Annotated in this window: 12 protein-coding genes; 3 read left to right on the top strand and 9 right to left on the bottom strand. The window is 72.4% G+C overall.

Going from position 1 to position 13,938, the window contains the following annotated elements; translation table 11 throughout:
* Positions 1-146: 146 nt before the first annotated feature.
* Positions 147-827 (bottom strand): response regulator transcription factor, encoded by a 681-nt coding sequence (locus HC362_RS18040; protein ID WP_243084954.1) that lies wholly within the window; start codon positions 825-827, stop codon positions 147-149.
* On the bottom strand, positions 824-2,125 hold the full coding sequence (locus HC362_RS18035; RefSeq protein ID WP_243084953.1) for an ATP-binding protein: 1,302 nt from the start codon (positions 2,123-2,125) through the stop codon (positions 824-826). The genes HC362_RS18040 and HC362_RS18035 overlap by 4 nt, the downstream gene beginning before the upstream one ends.
* Before the next feature lie 222 nt (positions 2,126-2,347).
* On the opposite strand from HC362_RS18035, the gene phoU reads away from it, so the two are divergent.
* Entirely contained in the window at positions 2,348-3,100 is a 753-nt protein-coding gene (gene phoU, locus HC362_RS18030) for a phosphate signaling complex protein PhoU (protein ID WP_243084952.1), read from the top strand.
* A gap of 340 nt (positions 3,101-3,440) precedes the next feature.
* On the opposite strand, the gene HC362_RS18025 is transcribed toward phoU, so the two are convergent.
* The 4 genes from HC362_RS18025 to HC362_RS18010 form a co-directional block, all read right to left on the bottom strand.
* Positions 3,441-4,766: a histidine kinase gene (locus HC362_RS18025; protein WP_243084951.1), complete on the bottom strand. Its 1,326-nt coding sequence runs from the start codon at positions 4,764-4,766 to the stop codon at positions 3,441-3,443.
* Positions 4,767-4,826: 60 nt separating this feature from the next.
* Positions 4,827-5,249: a hypothetical protein gene (locus tag HC362_RS18020; RefSeq protein WP_243084950.1), complete on the bottom strand. Its 423-nt coding sequence runs from the start codon at positions 5,247-5,249 to the stop codon at positions 4,827-4,829.
* 74 nt (positions 5,250-5,323) lie between these two features.
* Positions 5,324-5,683 carry a cupin domain-containing protein gene (locus HC362_RS18015; protein ID WP_243084949.1) on the bottom strand — a complete coding sequence of 120 codons (360 nt, stop codon included), beginning with the start codon at positions 5,681-5,683 and terminating at the stop codon, positions 5,324-5,326.
* A 158-nt stretch (positions 5,684-5,841) separates the two neighbouring features.
* On the bottom strand, positions 5,842-6,600 hold the full coding sequence (locus HC362_RS18010) for a phosphoglyceromutase (RefSeq protein WP_243084948.1): 759 nt from the start codon (positions 6,598-6,600) through the stop codon (positions 5,842-5,844).
* 126 nt (positions 6,601-6,726) lie between these two features.
* Here HC362_RS18010 and HC362_RS18005 point away from each other — a divergent pair, with 126 nt between their 5' ends.
* Positions 6,727-8,148 (top strand): MFS transporter, encoded by a 1,422-nt coding sequence (locus tag HC362_RS18005; protein WP_243084947.1) that lies wholly within the window; start codon positions 6,727-6,729, stop codon positions 8,146-8,148.
* Here HC362_RS18005 and HC362_RS18000 read toward each other — a convergent pair.
* Entirely contained in the window at positions 8,110-10,089 is a 1,980-nt protein-coding gene (locus HC362_RS18000; RefSeq protein ID WP_243084946.1) for a GAF domain-containing protein, read from the bottom strand. The genes HC362_RS18005 and HC362_RS18000 overlap by 39 nt on opposite strands.
* A gap of 10 nt (positions 10,090-10,099) precedes the next feature.
* Positions 10,100-10,924 carry a 3-hydroxybutyrate dehydrogenase gene (locus HC362_RS17995; RefSeq protein ID WP_243084945.1) on the bottom strand — a complete coding sequence of 275 codons (825 nt, stop codon included), beginning with the start codon at positions 10,922-10,924 and terminating at the stop codon, positions 10,100-10,102.
* Positions 10,925-11,169: 245 nt separating this feature from the next.
* On the opposite strand from HC362_RS17995, the gene HC362_RS17990 reads away from it, so the two are divergent.
* Positions 11,170-12,186 carry a PHB depolymerase family esterase gene (locus HC362_RS17990; protein WP_243084944.1) on the top strand — a complete coding sequence of 339 codons (1,017 nt, stop codon included), beginning with the start codon at positions 11,170-11,172 and terminating at the stop codon, positions 12,184-12,186.
* 26 nt (positions 12,187-12,212) lie between these two features.
* Here HC362_RS17990 and HC362_RS17985 read toward each other — a convergent pair whose 3' ends face one another.
* A complete protein-coding gene (locus HC362_RS17985) occupies positions 12,213-13,781 on the bottom strand; it encodes an oxidoreductase (RefSeq protein WP_243084943.1) in 1,569 nt (522 codons plus the stop codon).
* Between the last annotated feature and the right edge of the window lie 157 nt (positions 13,782-13,938).

The following is a 13,938-nucleotide window of genomic DNA, read 5'->3' as shown; positions in this document are numbered from 1 at the left end:
GCCGCTCACCCGCGCGGGGTGCGGCCTCTCGTCGTAGGGGCTGATGACCGTAGGGGCTGATGACGGAGTCCCGGGTGCGACCTGGTGGTGGTCGCTCGCGCAGTTCCCCGCGCCCCTTACGGGGCGCCGTCCCCTTCAGGGGCGGTTCACGGCTCGAACTTGTAGCCCAGGCCCCGGACCGTCACCAGATAGCGCGGGGCACCGGGGTCCGGCTCGATCTTGGCGCGCAGGCGCTTGACGTGGACGTCGAGCGTCTTGGTGTCGCCCACATAGTCCGCGCCCCAGACGCGGTCGATCAGTTGCATACGGGTCAGCACCCGCCCCGCGTTCCGCAGCAGCATCTCCAGCAGGTCGAACTCCTTGAGCGGGAGATCCACCTTGTCGCCGTCGACGGTGACCACGTGCCGGTCCACGTCCATCCGGACCGGGCCGGCCTCCAGCGCGGCGGGCACGACCTCCTCCGGCTCGCCGCGGCGGCGCAGCACCGCGCGGACGCGGGCGACCAGCTCGCGGGAGGAGAAGGGCTTGGTGACGTAGTCGTCCGCGCCTATCTCCAGGCCGACGACCTTGTCGATCTCGCTGTCCTTGGCCGTCACCATGATCACGGGGACGTTGGAGCGGCCGCGCAGCTGGCGGCACACCTCCGTGCCGGGCAACCCCGGCAGCATCAGGTCGAGCAGCACCAGATCGGCGCCGTTGCGTTCGAACTCGTCGAGCCCGTCGGGACCCGTGGCCGCGACGGCGACCTCGAAGCCTTCCTTACGGAGCATGTACGACAGTGCGTCGCTGAACGATTCCTCGTCCTCGACGACGAGCACTCGGGTCACGGGAGGACCTCCGGGGCGGAAAGTTGTTCATCAGCCTGATCGACATACGGCCGCTCCTCCTCGTCGAAGGCGGCCGGTTCCTGCAGTGCGCCCGACAGGCCGTTCCGGCCGAGCCGGTCGGCCTTGTCCAGCGCGGCCTGCTCCCGCGCGCTGCCCGCCTCGGGCAGCCGCAGGGTGAAGGTGGAGCCCTGTCCCTCGGCGCTCCATACGGTGACCTCCCCGCCGTGCGAGGCGGCCACGTGCTTGACGATGGACAGGCCGAGTCCGGTGCCTCCGGTGGCCCGGGACCTGGCCGGATCGACGCGGTAGAAGCGCTCGAAGATGCGCTCCTTGTCGCGGTCGGAGATACCGATGCCCTGGTCGGTGACGGCGATCTCTATCAGGTCGCCGCCCGGGGACTGGGTGCGGCGGCCCGCGACCTTGACGCGGGTACGGGCCGGTGAGTAGTTGACGGCGTTCTCGACGAGGTTGCCCAGGGCAGCGGCGAGCTGGCCCCGGTTGCCCCAGACGTGCAGCCCCTCGGTACCGCCGGCCAGGAGGGTGATCTGCTTGTTGTCGGCGCTCTGCCGGCTGCGCTCTATGGCCTCGGTCACCAGTTCGTCCACCTGGACCGACTCCGAGTCCTCCAGCGGGTCGTCGTTCTGCACCCGGGAGAGGTCGATCAGCTCCTGGACGAGGTTGGTCAGCCGGGTGGCCTCGTTCTGCATGCGGCCGGCGAAGCGCTCCACCGCCTCCGGGTCGTCGGAGGCGTCCAGGACGGCTTCCGAGAGCAGGGAGAGCGCGCCGACCGGGGTCTTGAGCTCATGGCTGACGTTGGCGACGAAGTCCCGCCGCACCGCCTCGATCCTGCGGGCCTCCGTCAGGTCCTCCACCAGCAGGAGGACCAGCCGGGAGCCGAGCGGAGCCACCCGCGCGGAGACCGCGAGGGCATCACCCCGTCCCGTGCCGCGCCGGGGCAGGTCCAGCTCGACCTGCCGTATCTCCCCGTCACGTCTGGTGTCCCTCGCCATCTGGAGCATAGGCTCCACCGCGAGCTTGCCGCCGCGCACCAGACCCAGCGCGTAGGCGGCTGAGCTCGCCTTGACGACGGCATCGCTCTCGTCCAGCACCACGGCTGAGGAGCGGAGCACCGACAGGACGGTGTCGACGCCCGGGGGCAGCCCCGGCTCGGTGTGCAGTGAGGTGCGGGTGGGGCGGGCCTGCTCCCGCTCGCTCCACCGGAACGCCAGCATCGCGATCACGCCGGTGCACACACCGGCGATCGCGGCTGCCGCGGCGACCGCCGCATTAACGTCCATACAGCCAGGTTATGCGCCTCGTACGACAGTGCCCCAGTCCTGGAGGGGGAGGTCGAAAGAGCTGTCGCCCAGTGTTAACCCTCAAGGTGCCTTCGGTTCACCGAGGGGGGCCGAACCGGTCGCATTTCGGGCGCATCGTTGAGAGCGTAGGGGCCCGAGCGGCTCCGTGAGAACGGCCGGGGCAAGCGCCCCGGGGAACATTCGTGCGAGGGAAGGACAGCCATGCGGGACGCGTACCACGAGGAGCTGGACTCGATCGGGGACAGCCTGGTCGAGATGGCCAGGCTCGTCGGCTCCGCGATCGGGCGCGCCACCACGGCGATGCTGGACGCGGACCTGAAGCTCGCCGAGAGCGTCATCGCCGCGGACGAGAAGGTCGACGACCTCCAGCGCGATCTGGAGACCAGGGCGATACAGCTGCTCGCCCGGCAACAGCCCGTCGCCACCGATCTGCGGATCGTCGTCACCTCGCTGAGGATGAGCGCCGACCTGGAGCGCTCGGGCGACCTGGCGCAGCACGTGGCGAAGGTCGCCAGGCTGCGCTTCCCCGAGTCGGCCGTCCCCCAGGACCTCCAGGCGACGCTGCTGGAGATGGGGCAGCTCGCCCAGCGGCTGATGGCGAAGGCGGCCGAGGTCATCATCACCAAGGACGTCGACCTGGCGATGCAGCTGGAGCAGGACGACGACGCCATGGACCTGCTGCACCGCACCCTCTTCCAGCACCTGATGGACGACCGCTGGAAGCACGGCATCGAGACCGCCGTGGACGTCACCCTGCTGGGCCGCTACTACGAGCGGTTCGCCGACCACGCCGTTTCGGTGGCCCGCCGCGTCGTCTACCTGGTGACAGGCGACTACGCGGACGAGATCGACCCCGCGCTGGCCGCCGCTACGGAGTCCTCGCAGGGTGGGGCCGGCTCCGGTGGGCAGACCGGGTCCGGCACCGGCTCCCGTTCCGGCTCCGGCGAGGGCTGACATCGGGGCGTGCAACCACGCGCCCTTGATGCGCCCGCGCCCGTCGGGCATGCAATGGGGCTGTGTCATGCCTGTCCATGACTGTCCCTGCCGAGGAGGGCACGATGGCTGACCCCCGCGAAACGCCCCGTACCACGGCCGAGCAGCAGCCGGCCGCACCCCAGGACGCCCGGCACCTGCCCTTGGTCGGAGCCTGCGGATGCGGGCCCGGCTGCGGATGCGGCTGCCAGTCGGGCGGCCCCTGCAGTTGCGGAGGCTCCTGCGGCTGAGCCCCTGCGGGGCCCTGACCGGTTCGACGGGTCAGGGCCCCGCGTCATGTCCGGGGCGGTCCTTCCCGGACTCAGGGGAGGGGCCAGGGCAGCCGCACGAGCAGCGTGAACCTGCCGTCCTCCGGGCCGTAGGCGAGGGTGCCGCCCTCGATCTCCAGCCGCTCCCGCAGCCCCGTCAGCCCCGCACCGGCGCCCGGGATGGGCGTGCCCGTCTCGGCTGCCGTCCGGTGCCCGGTCGGCAGCGGGTTGCTGACCCGTACCGTCAGCTCCTCGCCCACGGCGCCCGCGACCCGCACCTCCACCGGCTGCCCCGGCGCGTGCTTGCGCGCGTTGGTGAGCCCCTCCTGGACCGCGCGGTAGGCGGTGCGCTGCAGCTGGGGGCGGAGCGGATAGCCGCCCTCGCCGTCGGCGGGCTCGGGCAGCTCCTGGTCGAAGTGGACGGTCTGACCCGCGGCGCGTGCCTCGTCGACCAGCTCACCCAGCCGCGTCAGATCCGGCTGCGGCCGCGCGCCGTCCGGCTCTCCCGGCACCCCCGTACCGCCGAGGGGCGCCGCTTCCTCCTCGTCCTCGCGCAGCACATGCAGCACATCGCGCAGCTCCTCCAACGCCTGGTGCGCGTTGTCGCGGATCACGGTGGCGCTCTCGGCGATCTCCGAGTCGTCCAGCGCCGCGCCCTCACCGGCCGCCGTGCGCTGGGTGCGGTAGGCGAGCGCGCCCGCGTGCACGGACAGCAGCGAGACCCGGTGCGCGAGCACGTCGTGCATCTCGCGCGCGATCGCCCGCCGCTCCGCCCTGCGGACATCGGCCAGCCGCCGCTCGTGGTCCGCCTGGGCTCGCACCGCGTCCTCGCGCAGCTTGAGCACCAGCTGCCGCCGGGCCCGGGTCGCGCTGCCCCAGGTGAAGAAGAGCAGGTAGAAGACCAGCACGAAGGCGGCGATCGTCCAGCGCTCGTCGTGCGGGACCCCGTAGAAGAGCACGTACGGCAGCGTGGCCGCCAGGTGCAGCAGCAGCACCAGCGCGGCCGTACGCGGCGGGGTGCGCAGCGCCAGGTTGAAGATGATGACGGCGAGCGCGCCGATGACGGTGTCCGTCAGCGCCGCCGCCGGTACCGCGGCCAGTGCCACGCCCAGCGGCCAGCGCCGCCGCAGCCACAGCGACAGACAGGCGAGGGCGCCCAGCGGCGGATCGAGGGCCACCAGCCAGCCGGGCAGATACGGCTTCGCCTCGGCCTGCTGGAACAGCGCCGCCCAGCACGCCACCGCGAAGACGAACAGCAGGACGTCCACGACCCAGTCCCGCGCACTGCGCCGCACCCGCCCCCCGCGCGGGGGCAGACCGGCGGTCAGCTCCCCTGGAAGCAGCCGCCGGGCCAGCGCGGAGGTGGGATGAGTGGTCATGTTCCGAGCGTATGCGGCACCACGGACAGCGCCTCCCGGAGTCTCGGCCGCCCGCTCTCCTCACGGTGGCCGCCGGAGCCACCAGGGGTCGTCGGGCGAATCGGCGCGGATGACCTTCGCCTTGGCCAGGATGCGCTCGTCCAGCCGCCGCACCAGCGGGCGCAGCTCGCGGGCGTACGCCTTGGGGAGCGCGCACAGCGCCGTTTCGAGGAGCCCACGGAAGTGCGCCGGGTCGCAGCCGCACTCGGGGACACCGCAGCTGTTCCACGCGTACCGGTCGGTGATCTGCCGGACGGTCCCGTGCGCCAGTGCCGACCAGTGCCAGAACGCCTCGGCCGTCGCCTCCGGCCAGAAGCGTCTGCGGTCGAGCCGCCGCATCGCGGCCTGGCAGGCGCCGGAGACCCCGTTCACGGGCGGGTATCTGCGTCTGCTGATCCGTACGGGGATCTCGCCCCGCACCACGGAGGGCCGCTTACGCGGCATCGTCCTTTCGGGTGTCGGTCATGCCCGTAAGGTACCGGCCCCGCACCGCGGACGGGAGGGGCCCGGCGCGGGACTCAGCGCTTGGCGTAGCCCTCGTGGCTTCCCCAGTCGATCATGACGCAGGGTTCCGGGCCGACCACCCAGGCGTCGTGGCCCGGCTGAACGTCGACGATGTCGCCGGGGCCGACCTCGTCCTCCTCGCCGTCGTCCATGACGATCTTCATTCGGCCGGAGACGATGTAGCCGGTGTGGGCCGCCTGGCAGCTCTCGGTCTGGGCCATCGGCTTGACGTGCTTGGACCACTGCCAGCCGGGCTGGAAGGTGGCTCTGCCCAGTTCCCCGCCGAGATCGACGACCTCCATCTGCCCGGTGCCCCCTTCGAAGGGCCGGACTTCATCGGGTGAGGCGAAGCTCTTGTGCACAAGTCCAGCCATCGGACACTCTCCCTGCTTCTCGTCGGCCGTGCGTTCCCTCATCGTCCGGCGGGCGCGCGGTGATCGCATCCGGGGACGGCCCGGGGCCGGTTCGCGGGCAGAGTGAAGCCCCCTGCTCGCGGAAAACGCGGGCAGGGGGCTTACGGCGTGCTCTCGTGCTACTTCTTGCCCTGGTTCTTGACGGCCTCGATGGCGGCCTTGGCCGCGTCCGGGTCAAGGTAGGTGCCGCCCTTCTTGACCGGGTGGAAGTCGGCGTCCAGGTCGTAGGAGAGCGGGATGCCGGTGGGGATGTTCAGACCGGCGATGTCCTCGTCGGAGATCCCGTCCAGGTGCTTGACCAGGGCGCGCAGCGAGTTGCCGTGCGCGGCGACCAGCACGGTGTGGCCCGCCATCAGGTCCGGGATGATGCCGTCGAACCAGTAGGGCAGCATCCGCTCGACGACGTCCTTGAGGCACTCGGTGCGGGGCCGCAGCTCGCTGGGGACGCCCGCGTAGCGTGGGTCGTCGCTCTGCGAGAACTCGGCGCCGTCCTCCAGGACCGGCGGCGGGGTGTCGTAGGAGCGGCGCCAGAGCATGAACTGCTCCTCGCCGAACTCGTCACGGATCTGCGCCTTGTCCTTGCCCTGGAGCGCCCCGTAGTGGCGCTCGTTCAGCCGCCAGGAGCGGCGGACGGGAATCCACAGGCGGTCAGCGGACTCCAGTGCGAGCTGCGCGGTGCGGATGGCGCGCTTCTGCACGGAGGTGTGCAGTACGTCGGGGAGCAGGCCGGCGTCCTTGAGCAGCTCGCCGCCGCGGACCGCCTCCTTCTCGCCCTTCTCGGTGAGGTTGACGTCCACCCAGCCGGTGAACAGGTTCTTGGCGTTCCACTCGCTCTCGCCATGGCGGAGCAGGATCAGCTTGTACGGTGCGTCGGCCATACCCGAGAGCCTAGCCGCCCCGGTTGTGGCCCGGCGCCGGGTGGGGTCGGGCCGCACAGTGGGGCGGTGAAGTGTGGGGTGTCACCACATGGGGGGCGGGGGCGGGTTTCCCTAGCGTGCGACGGCATGGTCTCCCCTTCTTCGTCCCCAGAGTCGGCCGGCGGCGGGTCCGCCGCCGGTACCCGGTCGCTGCGCCGCATCGTCGCCGCCAGCCTGGTCGGTACCACCATCGAGTGGTACGACTTCTTCCTCTACGGCTCGGCGGCCGCGCTCGTCTTCAACAAGCTGTTCTTCCCCGACTCGGATCCCCTGGTCGGCACGCTGCTTGCCTTCCTCACCTACGCGGTCGGCTTCGCGGCCCGCCCCGTCGGCGCGCTGGTCTTCGGCCACTACGGCGACCGCGTCGGCCGGAAGAAGCTGCTGGTCATCAGCTTGCTGATGATGGGCGGCGCCACGTTCGCCATCGGGCTGCTGCCCACCCACGCGACGGTGGGCGCTTTCGCTCCCGTCCTGCTGACGACACTGCGGCTGGTGCAGGGGTTCGCGCTGGGCGGCGAGTGGGGCGGCGCGGTGCTGCTGGTCTCCGAGCACGGGGACCCGCGGCGGCGCGGCTTCTGGGCCTCCTGGCCGCAGACCGGGGCGCCCGCGGGTCAGCTGCTGGCGACGGGTGTGCTGGCGGCGCTGACGGCGCTGCTGTCGGACGGCGCGTTCGAGAGCTGGGGCTGGCGGGTGCCGTTCCTGCTCTCCGGGCTGCTGGTGGTGGTCGGCCTGTGGGTGCGGCTGGCTGTGGACGAGTCGCCGGTCTTCAAGGAGGCCCGCGCCCGCGCCGAGGCACGCAAGGGCCCAGGCAGCGCTGCGGAGGAGCTGCCGCTGCTCGCCGTGCTGCGGCACCACTGGCGTGACGTGCTGGTGGCGATGGGTGCCCGGATGGCGGAGAACATCAGTTTCTACGTACTGACGGCGTTCCTGCTGGTCTACCTCACCGACCATCTGGACCTGTCGAAGCAGACCGGGCTGAACGCCGTACTGATCGCCTCCGCCGTGCACTTCGCCGTCATCCCGCTGTGGGGCGCGCTGTCCGACAAGGTGGGGCGGCGGCCCGTCTACATCCTGGGCGCAGTCGGCGTCGGGGCGTGGATCTTCCCGTTCTTCGCGCTGCTGGACACCGGCGAGTTCGGGCTGATCGCGCTCGCGGTGACGGTCGGGCTGGTGCTGCACGGGGCGATGTACGCGCCGCAGGCGGCGTTCTTCTCGGAGCTGTTCGCCACCCGTATGCGGTACTCGGGAGCCTCGATCGGGGCGCAGTTCTCGTCGGTCGCGGCCGGTGCGCCCGCGCCGATGATCGCCACGGCGCTGCTGGCCGAGTACGACGGGTCGGCGATGGTGTCGGTGTATGTGATCGCGGCGGCGCTGCTGACCGTGGTGGCGCTGGCCTGTGCGAGCGAGACGCGGGAGCGGGACCTGGCGACGGTGGGCGAGCCCGCAGCGCGCCTGGGCGAGGCGGCACCCTCACCCGCCGAGAGCTCCCGTCAGCCGGTGGAGCCGTAGCGCGAGCTGGATCTCCAGCGCGCGGTGCGGTGCCTGCCAGTCGTCGCCCAGCAGCCGGGCCACCCGCTCGAGCCGCTGGGCGACGGTGTTGACGTGGACGTGCAGCGCGTCCTTGGCGCGTACGGGGCTCATACCGCTGGCGAAGTACGCGTCCAGGGTGGCCACCAGCTCGGTGCCGCGCCGCTCGTCGTAGTCGAGCGCGGGGCCCAGGGTCCGGCGTACGAAGCCGGTGACGTCCCGGCTGTCGGTCAGCAGCAGCCCGAGGAAGCCCAGGTCTCCGGCTGCCGCGCCCTCGCCGCGCCGGCCCAGCAGGGTGAGCGCCTCCAGACAGCGGCGGGCCTCCGGATAGGCGGCCGCGACGGAACCGGGGTGGGCGGCAGGGGGCGGTACGGGCGCGGACGCGCCGACGGTGACAGGTCCGCCGACGGCGCGGCCCAGCTCGGCGGCGACCTGGCGTGCCGCGTACGAGACCGCGCCCTCGCTGTCGTCCGGCGTGCTCTGCAGGGGCAGCAGCAGGACGGGGCCGCCGTCGCGGGTCGCGGCCAGGCCGTGCCGGGTGGCTGCCAGGTGGGTCGCCGCCGACCAGAGGCGCTGCCGGTCGGCCTCGTCAGGGGGCCCCTCGGCCGGTCCTCGCGAGGCGTCGAGGCGGGCGGCCAGCACGGTGTGCGGTACGTCCAGGTCCGCGCCCACCCGCGCCGCACGGTCGTGCAGCAGGTGGGGATCGCGGTGTGCGGCGTCCAGCAGATCGTCCAGCAGTTCGCCGCGTACCCGCTGTTCGGCCTCGCCCGCCGAGCGGCGGGCGAGCTGCAGCAGCGAGGTCACCATGGCGGCGCGCTCCAGGGTGCGCTGGTCCACCGGGTCGAGCTCCGGGTGCCCGTGCAGCAGCAGCGCGCCCAGCAGTTCGCCGCCCGCGGTGACGGCGGCCACCCAGGCGTCGCCCTGGCGTACGGCGTGTCCGTCGCGGCGGGACCGCTCCACGGCGGACGCCAGGGCGGCCTCCGCCGTCTCCGCGCCGGCGCGGGTGCCGGGGCCGATGCCGGTGCCGGCTTCGGGCCGCCCGGCCCGCTCGGTGAACTCGACCCGGTGGCCCAGCACTTCCGTCAGCACCCGGGTGACCTCGTCCACGCCGCCGCCGCGCAGCACCAGTTCGGTCAGCCGGTCGTGGACGTCGGAGGCACGGCGGATGGTCTCGTTGACCGCGCGGAGCCCGGCCAGCGCCTGGGTGGTCTCGGTCAGCAGCCGGGTGTTGTCGAGGGCCACGGCGGCGTGGGCGGCGAACGAGCGCAGCAGGGCGATCTGTTCGGGTTCGAAGACGCGCTCGCGCCGGTCGGCGGCGTACAGCACGCCGATGACCTCGCGCCCGCCGAGCAGCAGCGGCACCCCGAGAATGGCGATCAGCCCCTCCTCGCCGACACCCCGGTCGATGGCGTCGGTGTGCTGGAAGCGGGCGTCGCGGGGGTAGTCCTGGGTCGCGTAGGGGCGCGCGGTCTGCGCCACGAGCCCGCCCAGTCCCTCCCCCATGCCCAGTCGCAGCTGCTGGAAGCGGGCCGAGACGGAGCCCTCGGTGACCCGCATATAGGTGTCGCCGCGCGCGGGGTCGTTGAGGGTCATATAGGCGACCTCGGTGCCCAGCAGGCGGCGGGCCCGCTGCACGATCGCCTGGAGGACGTCGTCCAGGTCGCGCAGTCCGGCCAGGTCGTGCACCGTCTCGAACAGCGCTGTCAGCTCGGCCTCCCGGCGCCGCCTGGCCTCCAGTTCGGCGCGGATGCGCAGGGCGAGCTGTTTGCCGCGCTCGGCTGAGGGGCCGGCTCCCGCGGACGGCCGCGGGTCGTCGTACGCCTCGGCCGGGGCGCCCCTGGTCAGCAGTTCGAGGTAACCGAGGCAGGCGGTCTCGGTGCCGCTGTCCGGGGGCTCAGGGCTGGTGTCGGTGGTGCTGTGCATGGCCACAGGGTCAGTGAGCTGTCCATGCGCCGTCGAGGGGCAGAGCGGAACCGGTGACGAAAGCCGCGGCGGGAGTGCACAGATAGGCGACCGCCTCGGCCACCTCAGCCGGCTCGATCAGCCGCTTGAGCGCCGAGTCCGCCAGCATGATGTCGGTGACGACCCGCTCGGCCGGGATGCCGTGCGCCTCGGCCTGGTCCGCGATCTGCCGCTCCACCAGTGGCGTGCGCACATACGCGGGGTTGACGCAGTTGCAGGTCACCCCGTGCTCGGCCGCCTCCAGCGCCGTCGTCTTGGACAGCCCCTCCAGCCCGTGCTTGGCCGCCACGTACGCCGATTTGTACGCGGAGGCCCGCAGCCCGTGCACGGAGGAGATGTGGACGATACGGCCCCAGCCCCGCGCGTACATCCCGGGCAGCGCGCCCCGCGTCGTGCGGAACGGCGCCTCCAGCATGAGGGTCAGCATCCGGCGGAACACCTCGGGCGGGAACTTCTCGATCGGGCGCACGAGCTGGATGCCGGCCGCGTTGACGAGCACATCGACGCCGTCCGCCGCGCGCTCGGCAGCGTCCAGCCCCGCCGGGGCCGTCAGATCGAGGGGGTGGATCTCGACGGGCTCCGCGCCCACGGGTGACCGGGCCGCCTCCTGCGCCAGCGACTTGAGCCCCTCCGGGTCCAGGTCCACCGCGCGGAGCCGCGCCCCCGCGGCGGCCAGCCGCAGCGCGCAGGCCCGCCCGATACCGCCGGCCGCGCCGGTGACCAGGGCTGTGCGGCCGGAGAGGTCCAGTGCGACGGATGAGGACTCTGCGGGGGTGGACCCGGGGCGAGGCGTCATGGCGGCAGCCTAGGCGTGGGTTCCGGCCGGCCGGATGTGGCGCCCGCCCGCACTTCGCGGAGGCCATATGTGCCGGGCGCACACCCGGGTCGGTGCGGCACCGGCTATGTGGCTCTCACACAGGGGCGCTGTCCCGGGGCTGGCGGGCGCACACGTTCGCACCGCCGTGGCCCGCGCTCTACGTTGCCGCTCATCGGGCCGCCCCGTGCCCGAATCCCCCACGAGCACCACGGAAGGAACCCCTCATGCGAACCTCCGTGCGCACCTCGGCGGCGCTGCTGGCCGCGCTCGCCCTCGCGGCGTTGGGCGTCTCGAACACGTCCGCGGCCGCCGATGCCGCCGCCGACGCCGACGCCCACGGGCAGCAGCGCCTCAGCACCACCGCCGCCCTCGAAAAGGTCACCGGCTTCGGCTCCAACCCCGGCAACCTGTCCATGTACCGCTACACACCCGACGGCCTCGGCGCCGGGCGCCCCGTGGTCGTCGTACTGCACGGCTGCACCCAGAACGCGGCCGCCTACTTCGACGGGGCGGGCTGGAAGCGGGCCGCCGACGAGCACGGTTTCACCGTCGTCGCGCCGCAGCAGGAGACGGCCAACAACGCCAACCGGTGCTTCAACTGGTTCCAGTCCGCCGACACCAGGCGGGGCAGCGGCGAGGCGCTGTCCGTCCGGCAGATGGTGGACCGCACGGTCGAGGACCTGGACGCGGACTCCTCCCGGGTGTACGTCACCGGGCTGTCGGCCGGCGGCGGGATGACCTCCGCGCTGCTCGCCGCCTACCCCGACACCTTCGCGGGCGGCGGTGTCGTCGCCGGACTGCCGCACGGCTGTGCGACCTCCCTGATCGGCGCCTTCACCTGCATGAACCCGGGCGTCGACAAGACGCCTCGGCAGTGGGGCGACCTGGTGCGCGCCGCGTACCCCGGCTACACCGGTCCCCGCCCGAAGGTCTCGGTCTGGCACGGCACGGCCGACTACACCGTCGCACCGCGCAACGCCACCGAGTCCGTCGAGCAGTGGACCGACGTCCTGGGCGCCGACCAGACCGCGGACGCCACCCACCAACTGCCCGGCGGGACCACCCGGTCCGACTACCAGGACGGTACCGGCCAGGTCGTCGTACGCCGCTACCTGGTGTCCGGCATGGGCCACGGAACGCCCGTCAAGCCGAGCGAGGGCTGCGGAAAGGCGGGCGCCTACTTCCTGGACACCGTCTGCTCGACGGACCACCTGCTGCGGGACTGGGAACTGGGCGACTGATCCGCGCTCCTGCCCCTCAACTCCGCTCAGTTCCGGCGCAGGATGACGGCAGCGGCCCCCGCGGTCACGATCGTGGCCAGCAGCCAGCCGAGGATGACCAGGACGAGGGCTATCCACTGCGAGGCCCCCGTCGTCCGCCAGGCCGCCTCCTGCCCGAGGTCGAGCACGGGGAGCAGCAGATCGAGCGTATAGATGAACGGCGACCACTGCGGTGCCTCGTCGGGCTTGAGGGCGGGCGGCGGATTCTTCGCGAACCACATCGAGCCTGCCGTCAGCAGCAGGGTGAGCCACAGCACGGCGCGGCCGGGGCGGTAGCCGTAGCCCAGGGCGAGGTCCTGGATGTAGTCCCATACGCGCAGCGGCAGCGGCAGCATTCCCCTGCGCCGCCGGAGCTTGGCGAGGAGGACGGTGTGCGCGTCGGCCTCCTCGCCACCGGCCTGTAGACAGGCGGCGAGACGGTCGTACGGCTCCGGCGCGAACTCCGGGGTGGCCGCGTGCACCCACTCCAGTCGGCGGGCCAGCGGGAAGGGGCCCCTGGGGACCAGGGTCTCGTAGGTGAAGCCGCGCAACTGCAACCGGCCGGGCCCCGGCCAGCTCTCGGCCTTGTCGCTCAGGTGGCTCACGACGGCGTCCTGGAGCACGACCCTGCCGCGCTCCGGGGGCTCCGGGGTGAACGTCAACTGCGTGGCCTGCACACCGCGCAGTGAGAACTCCTGCTCGTCCGTCATCTCCAGCCGGGCCCGCTCCAGGTCCACGGTTCCCCCGAAGGTCGAGCTGTCGAGGTGCACGTCCCCTTGGAGAACGGCGGGCCGCAACCGGGCGAGACGCGTCGTGGAGCCGGAGCCGGTGTCCGGGAGCGCCGCGAAGGGGGTCAGCAGGAAGTTCTCCTCGACGGTGAGCCTGGACGCTGTGAGCACCGACCTTCCGCCCGGGTGGCTCAGCCGGCAGCCGCGCAGGGACACCGTGCCGCCCACCCGGGCACCCCGCAGTGACAACTCACCGCTGGCCTCCAGCAGATCGGCGTTCACGTCCTGACCGACGTTCAGCCCGTCGGCGTCCAGCGCCTTCTCATGCCGGTCGCCACCCAACTGCAGGCCCTCCAGGGAGAGATCCGTGCCGATGTTGGCCTGCGCGAGGGCCATGCCACGGGACAACTCGCTCCTGGTCAGCCGCAGGTCGCCCTCGACGGTGAGGCGCGTCGCTTCCACTCGCGGCGCCCAGCACCGGTCCAGGATCACCAGGCCCGCCCGGCAGTCGACGAGCAGCAACGAGGACTCCAGCCGGCATTCCTGGAGCTCGACAGGGACGGAGATCTCCGAGTTGGACAGGTTGAGATGACCGGTGATGTAGCAGCCCCTGAGCTTCAGCGCGGGCGCCCTGCCGGGCAGCGGAGGCGGTCCGTCGAGCAGCACCCGCGCGACGATCCGGGCCCGTACGGTGCGTTCGGGCCTCCAGGGGACAGCGCCGAACGGGTCGTCGTCCCGGGCGTCCCCCGTACGGAGGTCGTAGGTGCTGCCGTTCCGGTACGCCTGCCACAGCCCCGCTTCTGCCGCTGTCAGATCGTCCGGCGGTCTCCCGTGGTCACGCTCGGCCACCCCGCTGCCCTCCCCGTCCCGGCCCGTGCCTCTGCGACGGAAGTTTCCCAGAAGGTTCCCAGAAGGCCGCCGCCCGCGCTCGATTGACGGGAGCCGTCAATTCGCTGGCGGCTCCACAACAGCGCCGGGTAACGTGCGCCGTGCTGGTATGCCACTT

It is taken from the genome of Streptomyces sp. 891-h (assembly GCF_022760275.1).
In the GTDB taxonomy this organism is placed as follows: domain Bacteria; phylum Actinomycetota; class Actinomycetes; order Streptomycetales; family Streptomycetaceae; genus Streptomyces; species Streptomyces spirodelae.
This window is presented reverse-complemented; position numbering and strand designations above follow the sequence as displayed.

What these genes read in the sequence shown, in the direction of transcription:
- HC362_RS18035 (WP_243084953.1), bottom strand. Translation starts at nt 2,125, where the DNA reads ATGGACGTTAATGCGGCGGTCGCCGCGGCAGCCGCGATCGCCGGTGTG.
- HC362_RS18000 (WP_243084946.1), bottom strand. Translation starts at nt 10,089, where the DNA reads ATGCACAGCACCACCGACACCAGCCCTGAGCCCCCGGACAGCGGCACC.
- phoU (WP_243084952.1), top strand. Translation starts at nt 2,348, where the DNA reads ATGCGGGACGCGTACCACGAGGAGCTGGACTCGATCGGGGACAGCCTG.
- HC362_RS18025 (WP_243084951.1), bottom strand. Translation starts at nt 4,766, where the DNA reads ATGACCACTCATCCCACCTCCGCGCTGGCCCGGCGGCTGCTTCCAGGG.
- HC362_RS18020 (WP_243084950.1), bottom strand. Translation starts at nt 5,249, where the DNA reads ATGCCGCGTAAGCGGCCCTCCGTGGTGCGGGGCGAGATCCCCGTACGG.
- HC362_RS18010 (WP_243084948.1), bottom strand. Translation starts at nt 6,600, where the DNA reads ATGGCCGACGCACCGTACAAGCTGATCCTGCTCCGCCATGGCGAGAGC.
- HC362_RS17995 (WP_243084945.1), bottom strand. Translation starts at nt 10,924, where the DNA reads ATGACGCCTCGCCCCGGGTCCACCCCCGCAGAGTCCTCATCCGTCGCA.
- HC362_RS18015 (WP_243084949.1), bottom strand. Translation starts at nt 5,683, where the DNA reads ATGGCTGGACTTGTGCACAAGAGCTTCGCCTCACCCGATGAAGTCCGG.
- HC362_RS17990 (WP_243084944.1), top strand. Translation starts at nt 11,170, where the DNA reads ATGCGAACCTCCGTGCGCACCTCGGCGGCGCTGCTGGCCGCGCTCGCC.
- HC362_RS18005 (WP_243084947.1), top strand. Translation starts at nt 6,727, where the DNA reads ATGGTCTCCCCTTCTTCGTCCCCAGAGTCGGCCGGCGGCGGGTCCGCC.